Origin of the sequence: Legionella sp. PATHC035 (assembly GCF_026191115.1) — a bacterium.
In the GTDB taxonomy this organism is placed as follows: domain Bacteria; phylum Pseudomonadota; class Gammaproteobacteria; order Legionellales; family Legionellaceae; genus Legionella.
Window position 1 is genome coordinate 1,704,837 of the sequence record NZ_JAPHOT010000001.1, and the last position, 21,748, is coordinate 1,726,584.

Below are 21,748 nucleotides of genomic sequence, written 5' to 3' on the forward strand. Positions count from 1 at the left end.
TCATCTTGCTGCATGTAACACTAGATGCATATGGCCTGGCGGCTATCGATAACCAAGGAGTGTCAATCATGCCAGTAACACGTATTGAAAAAGACAGTATGGGTGAAATTGCTGTAGAAGCAGATAAGTTGTGGGGAGCACAAACCCAACGTTCTCTACAACATTTTAGTATTGGTCATGATTTAATCCCCCGAGAAATGATCACAGCCTATGCCATTTTGAAAAAAGCTGCCGCACTAGCGAATCATGCCAGTGCTCGTTTGGATGCCAAACAAAAACAATTAATTGTACAGGTCTGCGATGAAATTTTGTCAGGCCAATATCACGATATGTTCCCATTACATGTGTGGATGACTGGGAGTGGCACCCAATTTAATATGAATGTTAATGAAGTGATTGCCAATCGTTGCAGTCAAATTGCAGGCACCCCACTAGGCAGTAAAACGCCAGTGCATCCGAATGACCATGTGAATATGGCCCAATCGTCTAATGATTCTTTTCCTTCGGCCATGTACATTGCTTCCGCTGTACAAATGAAACAGCGATTAATGCCTGCATTAGAGGCATTATCGAAAGCGATGCAGGTTAAGGCTAAAGACTGGAAAGACATTGTCAAAATTGGTCGCACCCATATGCAAGATGCAACCCCATTGACCCTTGGGCAGGAGTGGTCTGGCTATGTAGGCATGCTTACCGATAATCTGCACCATCTCGAGTCTGCCCTAACCCATGTCTATCATTTGGCCTTAGGTGGAACAGCAGTGGGTACCGGATTGAACTCTGCTCCAGATTTCGCAGAAAAAGCGGCGGAAGCCATTGCAAAACTCACGGGGTTACCCTTTATGAGTGCTCCCAATAAGTTTACCGTCCAAGGGGCACATGATGCGCTGGTGCAATTATCAGGCACCTTACGTAGTCTTGCTGTTTCTTTATATAAAATCGCGAATGACATTCGCATTCTGTCTTGTGGCCCACGTGCTGGACTAGCGGAACTTAAGATCCCTGCCAATGAGCCGGGCTCCTCCATTATGCCCGGCAAAGTCAATCCCACACAATGTGAAGCACTGACCATGATTTGTGTTCAGGTGATGGCAAATGATGTGGCAGTTGGTTTCGGAGGGGCCGGAGGATATCTGGAAATGAACGTCTACAAGCCACTCATCATTTACAATCTCATGCAATCCATGACCTTACTCTCAGATGGGATGACCAATTTTCGCCAATTCTTAATCGAGGGTACCGAACCCAATTTGAATCAAATTCAAACGTTTGTTGATCGCTCTCTGATGCTGGTCACCGCGTTGTCGCCAGTGATTGGCTATGATAAGGCCTCGGCCATCGCCCATTATGCAATGGACCATGATCTCTCTTTGAAAGAAGCGGCATTGCAATTAAAGTATATTAGCGAGGCAGAATTTGATCGTATTGTGGATCCGAAAAAAATGGTAGAACCCTATGTCTCAAAAAAATGATCCTTCAGCAAGCACGCAATCACTCACTCTTGCAAAACAAGCGGAGATCATTTTGGCTTTCGCCAAGGTGCTTTTTGTTAATGGACAAACAACCACGCAAGTGATTCGCGAAGTAAGAAAAATAGCGCGTGTAGTGAATCTGAATGTCTTACTTGGAACACGATGGGGGGAATTATGGTTGCATGTGACGGAACCCAGCGGAGCCCAATTTGAGTGTATTGTCGTTACAGAACCAGCCAGTGTTCATATGGGTAAGGTTATTGCTGCGCGCCAAACCTTAGATGCCTTTTATCAAGGAACGATCACCTTAGAACACGCCTATGAAACGCTTTTACAAATTAATCGTCAACCCCCCTCTAAAACGTGGTTATTTACCTTAGCAGCAGCCATGGGAGCAGTAGCATTGGGCGTGATTTTTGGCCTAAATGAATGGTCAGCTGCTTGTTTGATTTTCTTAAGCGCCGCTTTAGGTGCAGTAACACGACGTTATTTAGCAACGATCACGCCCAATTTGTTTGTACAACCGCTGGTAGCCGCCGGAATTGCAGGGGTAGTCGGAGCGATTGCGGTCGATTATCATTTAAGCTCTTCATTGCGTCTCGTCGCCTTATGCCCTTGCATGGTATTAGTTCCAGGCCCACACTTTCTCAATAGCGCTTTAGATTTTATTCATAGTCGTTTGCACCTGGGAATCGCGCGTTTGACTTTAGCCGGATTAATTTGTGTGAGCATTTCTCTGGGGGTATTACTGGGAACAACGCTGCTGGGAGCAAGTTTACCTGTTGAGCCTATTACGCACCAGATAGTCCCTCTTTGGCAAGATATGATCGCAGCTGGAATTGCTATCATCGCCTACAGCATCTTTTTCTCTACACCGCTAAAATTAATTGTCTGGCCAATGATAGTTGGCGTACTGGCGCACATGTTACGCTGGCAGGCTTTAGTCAGTTTTGGTGCCAGTATTGCGACAGCCTCTTTCTTGGCTTGTTTTTTAGTAGGTATCGTGCTGACCTTGGTCGCTTATAAACAGCGAATGCCTTTCGCTGCGTTGGCCTTCGCGGCCGTTGTTTCAATGATCCCAGGGGTCTATTTATTCCGCATGGCCAGTGGGATGGTTGCATTAACGAATAGCCAGCACATTACTTTTACCTTACTCAGTCAAACAATTTATGATGGCTTAAATGCAGTAGTGATTACCCTTGCTATCAGCATAGGACTGCTTGGTCCCAAAGTGATATTGGATAAAATGGCAACAAAATACCCCAAGCTCTTGCCTTCTTTCTCAAGTTAATGACCTATGAAGGCCCCCCACGCTCCAGCGGGCGTTGTTACAAAATACCGTATACAGGGGCTTAACTGAGAAAGGGCCCCCAAGAGTTCAAGCGAATTGCTCATTTGCTCACGATTTATTCCTGTACAATTTTATTTTTGCTAGATGGCTGCAGTAGCAGTGCCCCAAAATCCTTCATGTACTTTAATCGCCTCCTGCTCAAAATAAGGCCCATTTACCCGCACTGTTCTTTTTCCGTGCTTCAATAGCTGATTACTAGGAATCACCAATCCGCCATGAGCAAGCGCCTCTAGTGCTTCAGCGGAGCACCCATAAACCACGCGAGATACTCCTGCCCAATAGATGGCTCCAGAACACATGGCACAAGGCTCTGTGCTTGTGTACAGAATTGAGTGCGCGAGAATTTTTTTGGGAAATTTTTTGGAAGCTGCTCTTAATAGCATCATCTCGGCATGTGCTGTCACGTCATGAGATGATGTAACTAAGTTTTCTGCCGTCAAAATGATTTGCCCTCGATACACTAATAGGGCACCAAATGGGTGATTTCCTTTATGACGAGCCAATCGTGCCAGTTGAAACGTTTTTTCCAAAAATAATTTATGTGACTCAGGCTGCTCGGCTGCAAAACACGGTAATGATAATCCAACCCATACCAGAGCTTTAAGATAATTCAACCCAATTATTTTCCTGGTGTGTTTGTATCGACGCATGATCATGGCTCCTATTGTGTGAACAATAAAAGCCATCACCAAAAATCTGCTCAAGACAGGGACGGTCAGGATGACTTAAAAGAGTACCGAACCCTAATGATTTTCTTAATAGGAATTAAATCAATTTGGATTCAGGATGTCAAACACGATCACTGGGCACCGGGGTTAAGAGCCCACAGTCGAAAAAATCAAGGAATTCAATAAAAACTCTAAGATTCCTGGATAACCAATTTCGACTCCATATTTCGAATTTTTTCATAATCTAATAAAATTAACTCTCGGTCACCAGTCAACCCAACAATGCCAAGACTGGTTAGATAGTCTACTGTTTGGGGAACAAGGTCACCATTTTTAAACCAAACATGCTGATTAAAAAATGTGGGCAATTTAGAAATGGCAGCAAGGGCTTCGACATTGAATATTCTCCCTTGAGCGGGTGATTTCAAAAAAACAGGCATAACCGTTTTTTTGAATATCATTTTTTTGGTTACCACATCACCTTCGGTATAGATCTCAACTAATTTATCTGCTTGACTACTGCCCGTAGCCTCTCGAGCGAAGCCGACCACTGGGCCGCCACACATTCTGGTTCCTGTTTCTATGAGACGAGGTCCGTCCTTAGTGAGCATTATTTCATTATGCGCCGCGCCCCAGCGAATTCCCAGAGCATCTAATGCTTGTTGAGTATAAGCAAATAATTCACCATACATTTTTTCACTATAAGGTACAAACTCAACATAGTCGTAAACCGTTTTGCGATGATTAAACAAGGTCTTATTGTATTTAATTAAATGGGCTAAATAATGTTTTCCATGGGCACTCACGGTACCTACTGCAAATTCAATCCCTATAGCCTGCTCCTGCACAACAACGGATTCATTCATTGTTCCAGTTAGTTTAGATGGTTCAGATAAAACGCAGTTAAATGCCTTTTTCCAATCACCTCGTGCTGGAATGTGAAAAACCTTATCGCTGCCAGCAGAAGCTGGCGGTTTAATTATCAGCGGCGACTGAATCAATCCGTTTGCTTTAATCCAAGTTTCCGCTTCATACTCCGATGAGGTATTGAGTGTCTTGAGGGCAGGAACCCCCGCTTCCTGCAACGCTTTTTGCATTAGAGCCTTGTGTAATCTGTGCGCTGATTTGTTGGGATCATTGGCGAACTGAGGGGTTAACGCGCTAGCCAAAGCGTCCGCAAGGGGAACTCCCTCCTCAGCACCAGGAATAATGGCCAGTGGGTTGTACTTTCTAAGCACCTCGACCAAATTAGGTTGTTCTGGAATGATTTCGATAAAATCGGTGGTTCGAATTTTTGTACCAAATCCATCCCAATCTACTGGTTTATGCATGATTGCAAGAGCAGGTATCCCACGCGCTTTAAAAGCAGGAGCCAACTCTATTCCTGATGAGAGGGGATCGACAATGACGACAGGCCTATTCATGAACGATGCTCCGTACCCAATCCAATAAGGACTCCATTTCATCGAGCGGCGCGAAAGAATGGATGTAGGAATCAGGTCTTACTAAAATTGCAAGGTTTTTATAGTGCATGTTATGTGTCCAAAAATGGTTATAACAAGGTTGCGGATAAATTGGGATGACGTTGACAAACTCAGGAACGTTGAGATCCAATTCATAGGAACCAAAAATGAGTAAGGTAAATTTCCTATAGTCCAAAAGAGAGTAAAGTCGTGTTTTGACGAGGCCCTGAAACATTTCAAAATCAAAGAGTCGAGAACCACGAAGTTCCAGCCCCCCATAACGAATCCCCATGCCCGTAATATTCCCAGCACGTTTTTGTACAATCGTGACATAGTCTTCGGCGTGGGTCCCATTAGGTGAATACTTAGTCGAACGGACAAGTTCACCAGAAGTCTTGATCACATCGCAAGCAACGGGTTTGCGCTCGTCTTCATAACTGAGTAACAATTCTTTGGGGGCACCGAAACGCATGACCATGTTCAACTTCCACATGAGATTAAAGGCATCTGCAAGACCGGTATTAAGCCCTTGCCCGCCGTTTACTGAATGAATATGACATGCATCACCGGCAAGAAAAATACGATCCTGCACGAAGAAGTTTTCAGCGACAGACTCTTTAACCGAAAATTGTGAAAACCAAACGATCTCCTTAAAATATAAGGTATGAGGCTGCATTGCTTGATTAATTTTGTCGATGGCTTCATTCAAGGTAAAGTCTTTCACATCCATTCTGACGTAAAACCTGTCGATTTGTCCCTCTCTTGGTATCCATGCCACATCGGAGGTCTCGGCTTGAAATACGATGATTTCAGGAACTTTTGGAAAATCTGTGGCGATAATGCCATCAATTACGGCCCATACCATTTGTGGGCGGATGATCTCAAAAGGTATTGCAAAGTGATTGCGGACAAACGAATGCGCGCCATCTGCACCAATGACATAGCGTGACTGAATACGCGCTCCATCAGCAAGGGTGGTGAGACATCCCGCCTGATTAAGCTCAATATTGACGAGGGTTGTTGCGCGTTTTACTGCGGCAGCAATCTCTTGAAGTTTCTTATCTAACAGTTGTTCTACATAAGACTGCCCCAGCATCAAGAAATGTTGATGCAGACACCCTTCCAGTTCCTCCCACCATGACGATTGCCGGGAAATGAACTTTCCGCCTGCCCACACCGAGCTGGTGTTGCAGGTCTTTCCTAAGGGATAGAGTTCATCAAATAAATCGACTACCTCCAGAAGCTGTAACGTGCGTGCATTCAGTGCATCCGCTCGACCGACTTCTAAAGGACCCTCGGATTTATCAATAATTATCGTATGGAGACCACAAAGTTGTCCCAGGTAGGCGCACATAAGTCCTACCGGACCAGCCCCCACAATGACTATATCAGCAACTTCCGCATTCATTCGTAAGACTCCAGACCCGGGTTATCAAAAGGGGGATTACTCAACACATGGACGCGTTGAATATGGCGAGGGGACTTAGAGACAAATCCTTCTCTACCATGGAGCAGTGAAAAATTATCTGCAATGACGAGGTCACCAGTTTGCCACTCGTGGGCATAGAAATTATCGGGTGAATAAAGTGCTGTTTTTATACTTCGATGGAAGCGCTCTAACTCTTCCTGGTTAATTCCAGTAAATTGAAGATTCGGTGGGTTTACAAAATGACCTTTATCGGCAGAGGGCGGTTCATTGTAGCGGATAACGAAGTCATCCTTTTGAGGATGCTTGGTGATAATTGGCGATACTGTCTTACTGTTATAATACTCCATTGTTCGTTGATAGATGCCCGTCACTTTCGTCCAAAACTCTTTGACTTCAGGAGACGCAAACTTTAAAGCTAAAATGGTGTTGGAAAAGGTGGTCCTTCCCCCTTGTCCAGGCAAAGGCGCTTTGACACAGTGAAAAATCTGATACTCGGGGACTTGGGGTCGATACATGCCATCCCAATGAAGCGGCATATAACTGTGATCGAAAATATGATCTTCCGGCTCTTCTTGCTCAATTAACTCAAGTACCTTGCCAAATGGCCAAAGACTCACTTCGCCCCAAAATTCACAATAGCTGGAAAAATCCTCGCCATTTTGAAATGTTTCAAACCTTCTTAGGACAACGAGTTGATTCTCCCTAAATAAGTAACGTAAGTTCTCTATATCCAACTCGTTCACGTTCGTCTTTTCACTTACAGATTCAACGAGCACACCAAAGGGTTTTAGATAAGTCACTTGATACTTCATATTACACCTCGGCCATTAATTGATAATGACTGTGCCGTCCATCAGCAGAATAAATCAATTTAGCCCCTAAAGCTTCGGCTTCTGAGCGCTTCAGCAAGACATACCCTTTCTTGCTCTCAACCGCAACGCCATGCCAAGGGGTCATCCAGTTTTCATTTCCTATTAAGCGAATTCCTAATTTTTTTGAGCCACATGATTGCGGATGAATGGACAATCGCACTGCCTCAGGAAACCGCTCGCAGATTAGGTTACTCCAAGCATTACTTCTTCTGATGACCTCATAGGCTTTAGAACGTGACTCTTTTTGGATGGCTGAACGACTTTTTATTCGCCCTTTATGCATGGCGTCTTCAAATAAAAAACGGGTGATTCCACTGTACATACGATTTGCTTCTTGCTCATCAGGACTTGCTGATGATTTGGCACCATTGCGAATCTTGAGCTTAAGCGCATCCAAGGACTGTCCATAGCGTTTGATCAGTTCTTCACGCATTGGCACAAAATGAAGATTCTTATAAAAGTCATCCAGATTAAAAATTGAGAGGTCTGACAGGCACATTTCCTTTATCAGTCTATCCAGTTCAACTTGGTAGGCAGTCACATTACTTTCTTTCATTCCAATCAAATCGCTAAAAACCCTTCCATCGGAACACAAAATAATTTTAATTCCTGGGATATAAAATTTTTTTATTCGCTGACAGAGTGTGCCCAAAAAATTAAGCGATAGTCGTTCAGCATAATCTGGCAGAGGACCCAGAACTTTTTCAGGATTTGGAGACTTGCCTGGAAAAGCCGGTAATATAAACGTCACGGGTTCTTTTTTTTCAACGGCGGCGATGATTTTCGGCAAGTGTGGCGAAGCACACTTTTGACAATCCCCAGGGCATAAGCGAATCATTTCTGGGACACGACGATAAATCATCAGTTCGGCTAATATTCTTTGGGCAATTCCTTCAGCGCAAAGACGCTCTGTAATTAAAGTAAATGCTGTATTGTTCATTTTCCTTCTCTCATCAAATGCTTTTGTTGACTTCATTGCTTGGAAAATAAAATTTTTGCCAAACTGGATATTTGTCACTCCTGCAGAGGCAGGAATCGACGCACAAATGGGGCATGGCGCCTGATTGATGGATGTAATCCCGCTTTCGTGGGAATGACAGACACCCATCACAAGAGAGTACTGGCCCTCAATAAATAATTAAAATGATTTATTTTAATGATTGTGATAAATTTTATTTATGACAGGTGTTCCCTGGATGATTCATGTCTTTATTATTGGATGATATAAAATATTTTATTGCGGCTAGTGATACCCTCAATGTGACCAGAGCTTCCGAAATTATCGGGATATCACAACCCGCACTGAGTTATTCCATAAAGAGACTAGAAAATAAACTGGGTGGATTGCTCTTTATTAGGCTTAAAAATGGGGTTCAGTTAACGAAACTTGGGGAGGAGTTTAAGCAACGGGCTCATCGACTCGTCTATGAATGGGAACAGGCTCAAAACATCGCTAATCCTGAATCGGGGTTGGTCCAAGGGAATTATACCATTGCCCTTCACCCTTCGGTTGCTCTTTACGCGCTCCAGTACTTTATGCCAAAACTTCAAGCTGAATTTCCAAAGCTCGGCTTTGATTTTATTCATGGCCATTCAAGGGAAATGACCGAAAAAGTAATCAGTTGGGAAGCCGATTTTGGTATTGTTGTTAACCCCATACAACATCCTGATCTGGTCATCATCAAGCTGTCCACGGATGAAGTCTCCGTCTTTTATGCCAAGAATGCTCAAAAGAAGCTTATTTATGATAGAAAGCTGGCTCAATCTCAATACATCCTGAAAAAAATTGACAAAATGCTGATTTTCAATGGGGTCATTAATTCAACTAATCTTGAGGTTGTAGCCAAACTCACCTCTTTAGGTCTTGGATATGGTATTCTTCCTTCAAGGGTTACCCATCAATACAAACACCTTAAAAAACTAAGTGATGCACCTGTATTTAATGATGCGATTTGTTTGGTCTATCGACCTGAAAAACATAATAATCCAGTAAGTAAAAAAATCATTCAGATTATTCGATCCTCGATAAGCGACAATAACCTTCTCATTTAAAATTTATGCCACTCTCTGGCTGTTTCCTATAAAAGGACATAGGTAGAACATGGTGGTCAACACTCTATTTTTTGAGCTCAAAAGTGGTGATTCGAGTATCGCCTGTTGATAATTTGACCTCAACCTTATAGGTGCCTGCCGGCCAGTTACCCGTAGCATCATTAAACTTAAACGCTTTCGCAATATTGCCACTGATACTGGCAACATTTTCAGCATGCTCGTGAATGTTTTTTGATGGATTGATTAAAAATACCTGAACCTTAAGTCCAGCTTTTGCATGGAAAATCTGCACCGTTACGTATATCGATTGCGTTGGTGGGATAGTCGCTTTGCCTTGGCTCACATAACCGTCGCTATTTCCTACATCACTAATCAAAATACCTGCAATACGCGGTGCGCCATTCTTAGGTTTAGTGACACCCCGCTCACCTTGAGCTATCGCCTGATTCATCATCAATAAAAGTACAATAGACAGCAACAGGGTTAAAATAGCATTTACCGAAATGCGTTTGGATTTAGCACGATCCTGAACTGTATGTTTCATCATGAGTCTTCCTGACTAGTACTTTAAATTAGCATAGTCTGTCGTTGCTCATTTAGCCAATATTGCTCATTGCTGCGGGGTAAGAATTGGCTCACCCATCTGGCATAATGCCCGTTGGGTGGATACCCCCATTCGCGCGAATAACATACAAGGTTTCTGCAAAGCGCCTCAAATGGAGAGTAATCACCCGCATCAAATCATTAAAATGCGATAAATTTTATTGATGATTAATATTCCATGATGACTCATCTCATCATGGCTTAATTAAGACCCCTTCATGGATTAAGGAGCTAGGATAAAGAATGACTTGCTCACCTGCCTTTAGCCCTTTTTCTATGACTGCCATATCTGGATTATGGTGTGCTAAAACTACTCTTTGCTTATAAGCTCTATGCTTCTTCACAACAAAAACTGCCCAATGGTCTTCATCCCTAAATAAAGCACTCATAGGCACCACAAGGGAATGAGCCGACTCAAAAAGAATAATTTCTACATCTACCTTGTATCCATCACCAAGGCTCTTCCATAGTTTATGGGGTGTAATGATATCAATAATGACATTCACTCGTTGCTCTTCAACCCCAAGCGCAGATATTTTCGTATAGCCACTAGGCTCCACGACTCGCACACGACCCTCCAGAGGGTAAGAACCGCCCCACCGTTTAATTATTACTCGTGCATCAGGAGGAATTTTTGCTGCATCTTCGCTTAATATATCCGCTACGACTTCAAGACCGAGTACATTAGCGATATCCATAATTTTTGTACCAGGCTCAACAGTGGTCTCACTTTTTTCAATAACTCTTAAAACGGAACCAGTAACAGGGGAGTGAATTTCAACCTTATCTTGCTGATTCTTTTCATTATCAACTGTACCGGAGAGGGATGCTTTCACTTTTAAAATATAATGCTCGGCTGCATGCAGTTTACGTAATGCAGCATTGTATTCTTTTTGTCTTAATTGGTATTCGAGTTGGGTATGTTCTAACTCTGTTTCTGAAACAAACCCTTTTTTTACCAACGGTTGCTTTCTTTTTAAATCAGACTCAGCGGTCTTCAGTGCTGTTTCAGCACGAATCGACTCTGCATTAGCCTGCTCATATAAAGCTTCAGCAGTACCTAACTCTTGCTCTAACTCTTGCTTGGTCCGAACATCAAGCAAGATTGGGATTTTGGGTTTGATGATAGCAATCACTTCATCTTGATTTACTTTATCCCCCTCAGTCAGATTAATGCGTAATAGTTCCCCAGATACTGGGGAAACAATTGTATATATTTTTATAGCACGTGTTTTCGCATCATCTTCAATGTACTGAACAAAGTGATCATACCTTACTTTAGCTGTTTCAACTGCAATACCTTTATGAGAAAAGAACCACAGAATAGCAACAAAAAATACAATGATTACCAGCGAATACCACAATAGTTTTTTCAGATTCAGGTTCATTATCTTCATCAGTCTGCTACCTTTAATACAGAGGTTAAATTGAGATGACCGGCTTTACGCTGAATAATATAAAAACTAATTAAGCTCGAAAAAAATATAACCACAATTGAGATAATATAGGTTCTAGGTTCAATAACAAAAGGAATTTTAAACCAATCTGTTTGCATTAATTGCAGTATAGACCAGGACAAAAAATACCCGATAATTAATCCTAAAGGGGTAGAGAGTATTATCTCAAACAGGTGATTTAAAAAAAGTAACGTAGATACCTCTCCTTGAGTAAATCCTAAAACTTGCAGTGTAGTTAGCTCTCTGGCTCGTTCGGCCAAGGTAATGCTCGCATTATTATAAACAACACTCACCGCAATAATAATGGCAAAGCTGGCAAGAATAGTGGTAAATACAAGGATATGTTTTGCAAAAGTTTCCTCAAATGTCTTAATTATCGAGGTTTTAAATGTAATAGTGCCTATTTTGGGTATTTCTTTTACTTCTTTATATAAATTTTTGACCTGTTTTGTGTCTACAGTAATCGCTGCGGAGTTGATTAACCGATCTTCATTTAATAACCGGTTAAGTGCTTCAATTTCGATATAAGCGAACATTCCTACGTAGTCATTTATAATTCCTTTTACTTTCAATTGAGTTTTTGCTTTGTTCCCTTCAAGCAGTTCAATATCCAGCCGATCACCAACATCCAGATGCAATCGTTCGGCTAACCCCCCGCTGATTAACAATCCATGTGTGGGGATGGTGATGCGATTAAGATGTTTGTCGAATAATACTTTTAATTGTGCACGTTCAGAGATACCAAACAATGAGGACAGTTCGCTTCGATGTTGATAAGCGAAGCGGGCGGGTACAATACGATAACCTTCACTATTTGTGATCCCGATAATTTGATTTAATTCCTTTAAAGCGATTTTATTGATGGGATTCACAAAGCTAACTACCGCATGCTCCCGTTGCGCCATAATAAATTGGGTATTTATGAGATAACGTATCGCATCTTGCCAAAATAATCCGAGGATTACGATGGCCATGGCTAATGCGATACCCACACAGGTAAATAGCGTGCGTAAAAAATGACGGAAAATATAGCGATATACCATTTTCACACTGCTGGGAAATCTGGAAAAAAATTTGATTTTTTCCAGCATGGTTGCTCGATACATCATAGGGATTGGCGGTTTCATCGCTACAGCAGGCATAAGGCTTATTACCTGATGAATCGCTCGCAATGCCCCAAAAATGGCCGCTAAAAAGCAAATTAAGATTCCAATGATGGCCGCAAGATATGAAAAAATATAGGGAAACTTTGGGAATATAAAATATTCGGTATATAGCTGAGTCATTAAATTACCAAACCATGCTCCTAATGCGACTCCACCAAGTGCTCCAATGAAAATAATCACCAGAATTATTTTAATATAATGATATGCAATGGCTAAATCACGATAGCCTAAGGCCTTTAAGGTGGCTATTTGTTCGCGCTCCTTACTGATTAAACGTCCTGTAACTGAATTTAATAAAAATGCTGCCACGATTAAGAAAACAGGAGGTATATAGGTTGCAATAATTTTTTGTTGTTTTATTTCATTCGTTACAAATCGATCTGATATTTGATCTTTTCGTGTGTAACTAACCGTCAAACCATAAGAATGAAAAATTCTTTCTAATTGACTCATTACAAATTGTTCTGAGGCATTGGGTGCGAGCTTAATATTAATGTCATTAAAAGCATCCTCCATTCCAAATGCAGCACTTAATGGCTTTCGATTCATCCAAAATACGCCAAAATGGCGATTGTCAGGCAGCAAATCTTCGCCACGAATGGCATATACATATTCAGGTGATAAAACAATACCAACAATTTTTAGTTTTTCTCTATACCCATTTAATAAGGCAATAATGCCATCACCGGTTTTTAAATGATGGCTCTTGGCAAAACTTTCATTTACCAATATTTCATCATGACGATTCGGATCAGGCAGTCTTCCTTGCCGTAAAAATAATTGATTAAGACCTGAGGTATCATTATTTGATAGGGATATAAAACGTCCTACTGCAGGTTCTGGCATCCAAGGTAAATCAAGCACTACATCTTCTACAATCCGCGTCTCCACTTGGGATACACCCGAAATTTCTGTTATTCGCTTCTCTAAATAGTTCGGCGCTCTTTTCAATGAAGCAAATACATCGGCAAAATGATAATTGGAATAAAATTCCTGTTGCGCATTTTTTAAAGATACATAGGTATTGACTGATGCGATTAAAACACTCACGCCACTGCAAACAACCAATGCGATGGTCATAATTTGACTTTTTAGTTTTATCACATCACGCCATAATTTTTTGTTTAATGCGGTTACCATTCCAACTCTTCTGGTTTTCGTTTGTATTTATTCTTTAATATCTTGGTTATTGAACCATCTGCTATATGAATGACTCGATCAGCCATCTCACTGATCACAATATTATGGGTAATTATGACTACAGTGGTATTCAACTTTTGGTTAGCTAAAGCAAGTGTTCCCAAAACAATTTTACCGGTCTCGCAATCAAGTGCTCCTGTAGGTTCATCACATAAAAGGACATCGGGGTTCTTAGCTATAGCCCGAGCTATGGCAACGCGTTGTTGTTCTCCACCAGATAATTGCGAGGGAAAATGATTCATCCGATTTTCTAAGCCCAGTAATTTAATTGCCTCCTCAGGACGCATTGGATTCTCTGCAATTTCAGTAACGATAGAGACATTCTCTAATGCAGTAAGGTTGGAAATCAGATTATAAAATTGGAAAACAAATCCTACATGCTCGCGCCGATAGCGGGTTAAATCATGTTGACTCGATGCAGTAATCTGATGATCTTTATAAATTACTTCACCAGATGAAGGCACATCCAATCCACCGATTATGTTTAAGAGCGTCGACTTTCCGCTCCCCGACGGCCCTAAAAATACAACGAGCTCCCCTTGATATAAATCAAGACTAATACATCGCAAAGCATGAATAACCACTTCGCCCATTAAATAGGTTTTAGTCAAATTGCGAATGATAAATGCTGGAGCTTTTGGCATTACAAAATCCATTTAATTTGCTTGGTAATCCTTATTGATTGAATGCATTACGAGTGCAGTCAACGACCATAAAACACTCTTTGAAACACCAAGGATGAAGCGTTGCTTATTGATGCTCATTAAACTTAGTTTAGATCAAAACTAATTTTTAAGCCCTATATTTTACTGATTCAAGTGATGCAAAAAATAATTCAATTTCAGCAGTACTCATAGGGGGTTTATTGAGTTTATTAAAACTTATTCTATTATAAAAATAACAGCTTATTTAGATTTTCTTTGATGCACTGACGTTCTGGAGCTTGTCTATAGAATTTAGGGCTTATTCGGAATGCCCCATTAAAATTGGAGAACAAGCATGGATGCACCTAAATTTTGTAAACATTGCGGAAACAACCTCATATCCGATGCTCAGTTCTGTAGTCATTGCGGGGCAAAAATTGAAACAGACTCCTTCACACCGATACAAAAAACCTACCCCCCCCAAGTCAATCATCAGAAATCCCCCACCCTTGTTCTTATTTTTGGATTATTTTTAGGAGTTTTAGGGATTCACCGAATTTATTTAGGAAAAATCGCGACCGGTATATTAATGCTGATTACCGGAGGAGGATTTGGGATTTGGTATTTAGTCGATTTAATCCTATTAGTGACGAACAAGTTTGAAGATAAAAACGGCAACTTGATTCAACTGACCCAAAATCCATCTCCATTTAAAAAAGTAATGTTAGTAATAGGGGCCGTTTTTGCCTGGTTGTTACTCTATGTTGGAACGGTGTTTATAATCATATTCCTGCTGATAAGCGGCTTGACTTACCCCATTAATCAACAACTCAGTGCATTAAAATCAGGAGACCTTGAAAAAGCATACTCCTATACCTCAAAAGATTTCCAGAAAGCCACTTCTTTTGCTGATTTCAAAAAATTTATCAATCACTATCCTTCATTAAAAAATAATGCGAGTGCATTTTTTAACGAGCGAATGATTGAAAATAATATGGGCATTGTGAAAGGGACGTTGACTGCAAAAGATGGAGCAAAAACACCAATTGAATATCGCTTAATATGGGAGGATGGGGCATGGAAGATATTAAATATTAAGCTAAGTTCTACGGGAGCAGGAATAAATGTAGCGCTTAACTCCCTCGCCTTATTAAACGAGCCGACACCACAAGAATCTGCATGGATTAATTTTGAGAATAAAGGGAATAAATACACCCTTAAATACCCTAGTACCTGGGAATATATTAAAGCAGGAAAAGGAACAGTCGTCTTTAGAGGTAAAAAGGATACGCCTTCTTACCATACAACGATTACTATCCAAACCCTTTTGACCAAAAAAAATAAAGGGCAATACTCAACCATTCAAGAACTAAAAGATGATTTAAAATCACAAATTTTTGCGAACACCACCGAACCTAAATTATTAGCTCAAGGAGAGATGGAGCTGCCTCAAAATCCCAAGAGATTTCACGGAGAATATTTAATATTTACTTATAAATATAAAAATAACGAATACAAACAAATGTATGTGATCATTTTAAGGGACGATGAATTAGCTTTTTATACTTGGAGCTATGCGTCCCTAATAAAACAATATGATGCAGATCTTCCTATTGCTAAGGGCATGTATGAATCATGGACTATTTACTAAATCACAGTCTATTATTTTACCAAGCATTTTATTAGGTTAACTGCAGAATAAATGTCAAAATCAATATATTGGATTTTATAAGGACTTTGATCAGGGGATGGCTCATGGAATTTTGGCGGCGCAAACGAATGTTTCTCTTGATAATCGCAATCCTGATTTGTCTATACTTAATTATGACGCCAAAAAAATTATCGAAAGAGCCCCAAATAAGCCCACACTCGAAACCTCTAATTGAAATAAAATTACCTAAACCCGCATACACAAGTCATATCTCAATTGAAGAAGCATTAAAAAAACGTCGCTCGGTAAGACAGTATAAAAATGAAGCAATAACACTCCGGCACGTTGCACAATTACTCTGGGCATCGCAAGGGATAACCTCAAATAACGGCTTTCGTACTGCGCCTTCTGCAGGAGCCCTCTATCCATTGGAAGTTTATTTAGTCAGTGGAAATATAGACTCTTTACCACCTGGCATATACCACTACATACCGGCAAAACATCTTTTGCAACGGTTAAAAAACGATGATGTACGCAATCAACTTGCTACAGCAGCTTGGGGACAAAAAGCTATCCAATTAGGGGCTGTTGATGTTGTTATAACAGCTCAATTTTCTCGAACACTAAATCAATATGGTGATAAAGGAGCATCCTTTGTTTTTATGGAAGCAGGCCATGCAGCACAAAATATTTATCTGCAATCTGTGTCATTAAATCTTGGGACTGTATCCATAGGAGCATTTGATGGAAATCAAGTTAAAGCAATCTTGGGTATCCAAGAAGAACCCTTGTATATCCTACCTATAGGGAAAATTTAAAAGGTAAGGCTACGCTTACTTTTTCCTCCTAGGGAGTATAGGAATTCTGTTCTAAAGGTAGCTCTTTAATCATCAAGGCAAACTCAGACACACTGTGTGGCTCTGACCAAAAATGCGAGCGATTTCTTTTCATTGCGCAAACAGCTCGAATATCAGCAACATATTGGTTTATATCAGTATATTGCGGATCTTCTTTTTTAAGTTTACTTTCTATAGCAACCAATAAGTTGCTTTTCCATTCACTGTTCCTGATGGTTTGGCGACCATTTTGTTGTGTTGCTATATTATTTTTAAGCGTATTGATGATCATCAATAATTTCTCGTTATCATTGACTTTTTAGGGTCTGTTTTGATGCACATCCACCGGCAACTGGAGTTCTCGGTCGTTTATTTCTACATGAGCATAAACTGGAGGGGTGGGCTCACTAGGCATATGCACGTGTTCATAGCAAACAGCTTCGGAATACATTGCTACAATTTGATCGATTTTATCGATACACACTCTTCCTGGAACATGATTATCGATAGGCATCATCGAGGGTTGGAAGCTCCCAGAGCATATTGTATTGCCAAAGCAATAATTAATAATCCCTTCGATCAAATCGATTTTGCTGACATTAAAATATTGTCCAAAAAAATTGTGGCCATGAGATGCATCTGCGAGGGGAACTAAAATATTCCACTCCAAGTAATAGAAAGGGTCTCTTTCAACCACACATAATTCGTGTTCCATTTGACTGAGACAATCCTCAATTTCACTGACCTCAAAATTAAGTTTAAAGGCACCTTCTTTCTTTATTTCAAAGGGTTGTGCAGTTTTTTTTATCCGTTGAATAAAAGCATGCACTCGTTCAATAATAATTTTCCTGGCCGTTTCTCCTTGTTTTTTGTCGAAATGTATAAGACTGTAATGCTCAGATGGAGTTGCTGGTGATTCACGAAATTGATTGGCAGTGGGTTCAGTGATTAATTTGGTTTCCATTAAATAGCCCAGAAAAATAATCATGGCCGCATCTTATAGGAAATTAGCTAAGTGCTCTATCTTTTTATTATGTGTATAAAAAACCGAGTAAGGCATAGGGCCATGAACCAGTATTGAATTGTGCATTTCACCGTCTATAAAAATAGAACGCCTCCCATTCGTTTCATCGGTTTTTCCTTATTATGGCAATAACAAGAATCACGTGATTATTTTTAATTCAAATTTTATTATTAATGAACAGATGCTATTATTTTAATAATAGTCTGTAACTTTAATTCAAATACTAATGAAAGACACTGTAAGTTTTTTCTTCCTAGGCACCGACTGTCATCGCAGTAAGTATGAAGATGTACTGACTGCTTTTCATCAGGCAGCTGAGGGAGCCGAGAAGGCTGGAGCCAAGGTTGCAACTCATCTGTTCGATGGCGTAGGCTCAGAGCCAGATCCGAGGTGTACCGATCATCCAACTCCTGGGCGCTACATTTATGATCCCGTTCAAAAAGCAAAAGTGAAAGCCACAGATGAAATACTTTCGGGTATAAAAGACCTTATGAAGTTGGTCACCGGCCGCTTGCTGGGTGATGGCATGGATGATTTATTGTTTGAAGCAACTTTGTTTCTACAACAACTTATCATTGAAAATGGTGGGGAGATGCCTAAAACCGTCAATTTGCATGGTTATAGCCGCGGCGCTGATGCCTGTGTGAGGTTAGCTAATTTACTGGATAATTTGTACCCTGATGTCAAAGTAAATTTATTTTTGGTTGACCATGTACCGGGTGCCGGGCGGGCAGATGATCCCAATTCCTATATTATTCCTAAAAACGTACAAAGACTCGAGGCAGCAGTAATGTTGCATGAATACAAACCTGGTTTTGATCCTCAAGATAGAAGCAGGTATGTTTTTGCAAGCCCGCATACGACAAAAGTTGCTATAAAAGTGTATCCTGGCTGGCATGGAAAGGCGATGCTGTTAACTCCTGAAAAAAAAACAAATCATGTGCCAAAATTATTACATGATGATTTGTATCGCTTTTGTCAGGAAACCGGTAGTTTAGCAGAAAATGCCCCCCGCCCACCTTATAAGATGGTCATGAATAATCAATGGACAGAATTTCAAGATAAGCCAGCTAAGCCATTAACCCCGGGGAAACGCTTTGAATATTACAATGAGATGCGGGATTGCTGGTGGCTCTACTCGAAAGGTCCGGCCCTTAACACTCGACAAGTTCTAAGTAACCATATGCATTATAGTCAGGATCATCGTTTATTTGTGAATCAGGAACATGGCGAATTGTTCCAGAAATTGTATCCTAAGCTATATCAATGGTTCTATGAAGGAAAGAGTATTGATGAAACAGAAGTACGTACGGAGTTACAACGATTGAGTGAGGAACACGAAGAGTTTTACCCCAAATTTTGCAAAATTAATCATATTAAAGAGATTGGTCCTTTACCTAAACCACGAAAAGTAACCCTTCATTTTCGTCGTCCCTTAGGTGCTACTTTGGTCGATGATGAACGTTCCTTTCTTGAGCAAGCAATCATTTCGGTAACTAATTATGAAAATCATCTCAAGGAAACTAATTCATCACCCATCAAATTTGCCTTAGACCGTCTACAGGAATTTTTGAATAAAACTGCCAATCTGGATGACCAACAAGCAACGGCGATTTTAAAAAATCAACTAAGAAAGGTTGTTCTTTTTTTAAAAAATTACAATCAACAAGAATCTTATTTATATCGTCAGTTACGTAAAGTGTGTCACTCATTTCAATATATCGATGAGGTCAGTGCTTTGCTTGAGGCTCACTTAAAACACGATCTTACTCTTCATCCACAACAACAAGACTATATTACAAACCTCAAAACAGAACTGAATGCAATCAAAGATGATCCTACCTTAAATTATATGGAAAAAAATAAAGCTGCTAAATCTAAAGTCAGTAGCCTGTCATTACACCTGCAATCTCCTGATGCTCAAGAGTTAATGTACAATTTCCATGCAAAAAATTTTTATCCAAATGCACAATATACCCTTCCCGTCCTTTTAAAATCATTAAATCAGTTAAATGCCCCAGGCTTTTCTGAAATGAGTGTAGCGAGCGATATAGCAAAGAAATTTGAAGCCTACTCTTTGCGCAACCTGTTTTGGGATGCTGTTCATAAGCTCTTATCTAATGTAATTACTCTTCCTCCATTTTTTTCACCCAAAAAATCAGAATTAGCCCACCGCATTTATTTGAAATTAAATGAACTCGATGAAGAGGGTCACGGCAATGATTTAGGGCAAATTTCAACAATACTTGCCCAAGGACAACAGGAGTTACACGAAAGCTACAGGGAAGAAGGAAAACCATTATTAGGCGAGTTCGACAAAATTATGATTCAAGCACATGGCCTACTTAATCTGGAAATAAATGCTTTTCCTTTTTCAGATGTTAACCCTGAAATCCCTCAAAATGCATAATATTTTATTTTTGTTCTATTAGAGGACTTAAAAACAAGAGGCCCATTTTGGAAAATTCGGCTTGTTTTAAAGACCGTCGCTACGCCATCTCAAATAGCTAGGATGATTGAATATTTTTTTGCCTATCCATTGTGCTGTACCGAGCGATTAAATATGAACAAATTGATTAAAATTAGATTGTAAAATATACTGGTAATATTCAAAAAAAATACATTGGGTACTTTTAATGCAAGAAAAAAATCAATCTGAAGCCCCTGCATGTTATTATAATATTGACCGCAAAGAAGCTGAAAAGCGTCTCCTCAACATGCCCTTTGGAACCTTTTTATTGCGCCCTACTAGTCAACAAGATGCCGTCGCTGCATTAAGTATTGTGATCAGAGGAAAATCTTCAGATATCAAGGTGCTCCATTTGTTAGTCACCCAAAATCCAGCTGATGAGCATACGCTTACCCTACAAAATCACCCGGGCAACTTCCAAGATCTGAAAACGATGATGCTACGACTTACCAGGGAGAGAAATTGGATTCCTTTAAATCAAATTGAAGCGGTGAAAGGAATGGACGGTCTGCGAGGCTCCTCTCTGCTGTCAATGACATGGGAACAATTGGATCTTAAAGATCAGCACATTGAGAAGGCGCTGGCATCAAAGCCCATTGGAACCTTTATTTTTTCCCTAGGAAAAGTAAATAGCTCGCATTCTTGGGTGATGTCTCTAAAAATTAGTCCGTCTACTCATTGGGATATCGGGCTTTATATTAAAAAGAATGGGTTTTGTGAAAAATCTTTATTATTACCTAGTAGAAGGCCAGTCATTGAAATTCCAAAATCAATTAATGAAATTATTCGTTTTAACGGTGGCCGCTATTTTGCAGATGAATGCACTTATCAATATTCTAAGGGAGAACTGATAAGCCAGCCAATATTTATCGAACCATTGAAGCTGAAGAGCGCAACAATTGAAGGTTATATTAAATCAATCGAAGAAGGTAAGGTAGAGGAGATTAAAAGTCTCTTTAAAAACCTGTCTAAAGTACAAAAGCGGGCATTGCTTAAGCTCCCTCTCTACATTCACCCCTCTACTCAAGATAGGGATTTTACCCAAGGCTACACTTCAAAACCAATCGATTTAGCAACTAGCCCGGATATGAAAGAGTTGCTGAGCAAAGAAGAAGAGAAGCTCAATAATTTGACGCAACAGGCACTTATGGGACTGTTTAAGGGAAATGCGTTGCCTCAAGATGTTGCTCGCATCATTACGAGCTATTTAGAGTTTACCGATGGCTTGCATATTTCTCAAACAAGTAAAGAGCTACATAAGGACGCAAACTCTGATGCAGAGGAACATAAGCCTAAGTGTTAAAGCAGAACTTCATCATCAGGTCAAAAGGATTTGGAAATCGAATCGGGCCCTCACTTTTTTTCCTTTGGGAACAATGATTTTATTGCA

General features: G+C 40.4%; 19 protein-coding genes. 8 read left to right on the forward strand and 11 right to left on the reverse strand.

Annotated elements, in window-relative coordinates; translation table 11 throughout:
• The first annotated feature begins 68 nt into the window (after window positions 1–68).
• Both fumC and OQJ13_RS07550 read left to right on the forward strand, forming a co-directional pair.
• Entirely contained in the window at window positions 69–1,472 is a 1,404-nt protein-coding gene (fumC, locus tag OQJ13_RS07545) for a class II fumarate hydratase (RefSeq protein ID WP_265710260.1), read from the forward strand.
• Window positions 1,456–2,763: a threonine/serine ThrE exporter family protein gene (locus OQJ13_RS07550; RefSeq protein ID WP_265710262.1), complete on the forward strand. Its 1,308-nt coding sequence runs from the start codon at window positions 1,456–1,458 to the stop codon at window positions 2,761–2,763. Before fumC ends, OQJ13_RS07550 begins: the two co-directional genes overlap by 17 nt.
• 140 nt (window positions 2,764–2,903) lie before the next feature.
• On the opposite strand, the gene OQJ13_RS07555 is transcribed toward OQJ13_RS07550, so the two are convergent.
• Window positions 2,904–3,473: a nucleoside deaminase gene (locus tag OQJ13_RS07555; protein WP_265710264.1), complete on the reverse strand. Its 570-nt coding sequence runs from the start codon at window positions 3,471–3,473 to the stop codon at window positions 2,904–2,906.
• A gap of 18 nt (window positions 3,474–3,491) precedes the next feature.
• Between OQJ13_RS07555 and OQJ13_RS07560 the strand changes: the two genes are divergently transcribed.
• Window positions 3,492–3,677: a hypothetical protein gene (locus OQJ13_RS07560; protein WP_265710265.1), complete on the forward strand. Its 186-nt coding sequence runs from the start codon at window positions 3,492–3,494 to the stop codon at window positions 3,675–3,677.
• 5 nt (window positions 3,678–3,682) lie between these two features.
• On the opposite strand, the gene OQJ13_RS07565 is transcribed toward OQJ13_RS07560, so the two are convergent.
• Genes OQJ13_RS07565 through OQJ13_RS07580 form a run of 4 tightly spaced genes read right to left on the reverse strand, consistent with a single transcriptional unit; the run spans window position 3,683 to window position 8,195 of the window.
• Window positions 3,683–4,915 (reverse strand): ATP-grasp domain-containing protein, encoded by a 1,233-nt coding sequence (locus tag OQJ13_RS07565; protein ID WP_265710266.1) that lies wholly within the window; start codon window positions 4,913–4,915, stop codon window positions 3,683–3,685.
• Window positions 4,908–6,362 carry an FAD-binding protein gene (locus OQJ13_RS07570; protein WP_265710267.1) on the reverse strand — a complete coding sequence of 485 codons (1,455 nt, stop codon included), beginning with the start codon at window positions 6,360–6,362 and terminating at the stop codon, window positions 4,908–4,910. The genes OQJ13_RS07565 and OQJ13_RS07570 overlap by 8 nt, the downstream gene beginning before the upstream one ends.
• Window positions 6,359–7,195: a TauD/TfdA dioxygenase family protein gene (locus OQJ13_RS07575; protein ID WP_265710269.1), complete on the reverse strand. Its 837-nt coding sequence runs from the start codon at window positions 7,193–7,195 to the stop codon at window positions 6,359–6,361. Before OQJ13_RS07575 ends, OQJ13_RS07570 begins: the two co-directional genes overlap by 4 nt.
• A gap of 1 nt (window position 7,196) precedes the next feature.
• Window positions 7,197–8,195, reverse strand: coding sequence for an isocyanide synthase family protein (locus OQJ13_RS07580; protein ID WP_265710270.1), 999 nt, complete (start codon window positions 8,193–8,195; stop codon window positions 7,197–7,199).
• A gap of 263 nt (window positions 8,196–8,458) precedes the next feature.
• Between OQJ13_RS07580 and OQJ13_RS07585 the strand changes: the two genes are divergently transcribed.
• Complete coding sequence (locus tag OQJ13_RS07585) at window positions 8,459–9,307, forward strand: LysR family transcriptional regulator (RefSeq protein WP_265710271.1); 849 nt, start codon at window positions 8,459–8,461, stop codon at window positions 9,305–9,307.
• A 64-nt stretch (window positions 9,308–9,371) separates the two neighbouring features.
• Here the strand turns inward: OQJ13_RS07585 and OQJ13_RS07590 are convergent, their stop codons facing one another.
• The 4 genes from OQJ13_RS07590 to OQJ13_RS07605 form a co-directional block, all read right to left on the reverse strand.
• Complete coding sequence (locus OQJ13_RS07590) at window positions 9,372–9,854, reverse strand: ABC transporter permease (RefSeq protein ID WP_265710273.1); 483 nt, start codon at window positions 9,852–9,854, stop codon at window positions 9,372–9,374.
• A 250-nt stretch (window positions 9,855–10,104) separates the two neighbouring features.
• Complete coding sequence (locus OQJ13_RS07595) at window positions 10,105–11,307, reverse strand: efflux RND transporter periplasmic adaptor subunit (RefSeq protein WP_265710274.1); 1,203 nt, start codon at window positions 11,305–11,307, stop codon at window positions 10,105–10,107.
• Complete coding sequence (locus OQJ13_RS07600; protein ID WP_265710276.1) at window positions 11,307–13,673, reverse strand: ABC transporter permease; 2,367 nt, start codon at window positions 13,671–13,673, stop codon at window positions 11,307–11,309. Before OQJ13_RS07600 ends, OQJ13_RS07595 begins: the two co-directional genes overlap by 1 nt.
• Window positions 13,667–14,377, reverse strand: a complete 711-nt coding sequence (locus tag OQJ13_RS07605) for an ABC transporter ATP-binding protein (RefSeq protein ID WP_265710277.1) — start codon at window positions 14,375–14,377, stop codon at window positions 13,667–13,669. Before OQJ13_RS07605 ends, OQJ13_RS07600 begins: the two co-directional genes overlap by 7 nt.
• A gap of 355 nt (window positions 14,378–14,732) precedes the next feature.
• Between OQJ13_RS07605 and OQJ13_RS07610 the strand changes: the two genes are divergently transcribed.
• The gene (locus OQJ13_RS07610; RefSeq protein WP_265710278.1) at window positions 14,733–16,028 is read left to right on the forward strand and encodes a DUF4864 domain-containing protein; all 1,296 of its coding nucleotides are present in this window, start codon (window positions 14,733–14,735) and stop codon (window positions 16,026–16,028) included.
• 104 nt (window positions 16,029–16,132) lie between these two features.
• The gene (locus tag OQJ13_RS07615; RefSeq protein WP_265710280.1) at window positions 16,133–16,846 is read left to right on the forward strand and encodes a SagB/ThcOx family dehydrogenase; all 714 of its coding nucleotides are present in this window, start codon (window positions 16,133–16,135) and stop codon (window positions 16,844–16,846) included.
• A 28-nt stretch (window positions 16,847–16,874) separates the two neighbouring features.
• On the opposite strand, the gene OQJ13_RS07620 is transcribed toward OQJ13_RS07615, so the two are convergent.
• Window positions 16,875–17,156 (reverse strand): hypothetical protein, encoded by a 282-nt coding sequence (locus tag OQJ13_RS07620; protein ID WP_265710281.1) that lies wholly within the window; start codon window positions 17,154–17,156, stop codon window positions 16,875–16,877.
• Window positions 17,157–17,183: 27 nt separating this feature from the next.
• The gene (locus tag OQJ13_RS07625; protein ID WP_265710282.1) at window positions 17,184–17,852 is read right to left on the reverse strand and encodes a hypothetical protein; all 669 of its coding nucleotides are present in this window, start codon (window positions 17,850–17,852) and stop codon (window positions 17,184–17,186) included.
• Window positions 17,853–18,114: 262 nt separating this feature from the next.
• On the opposite strand from OQJ13_RS07625, the gene OQJ13_RS07630 reads away from it, so the two are divergent.
• Complete coding sequence (locus OQJ13_RS07630; RefSeq protein ID WP_265710283.1) at window positions 18,115–20,298, forward strand: DUF5621 domain-containing protein; 2,184 nt, start codon at window positions 18,115–18,117, stop codon at window positions 20,296–20,298.
• A gap of 226 nt (window positions 20,299–20,524) precedes the next feature.
• The gene (locus OQJ13_RS07635) at window positions 20,525–21,661 is read left to right on the forward strand and encodes an SH2 domain-containing protein (protein ID WP_265710284.1); all 1,137 of its coding nucleotides are present in this window, start codon (window positions 20,525–20,527) and stop codon (window positions 21,659–21,661) included.
• Window positions 21,662–21,748: the final 87 nt, after the last annotated feature.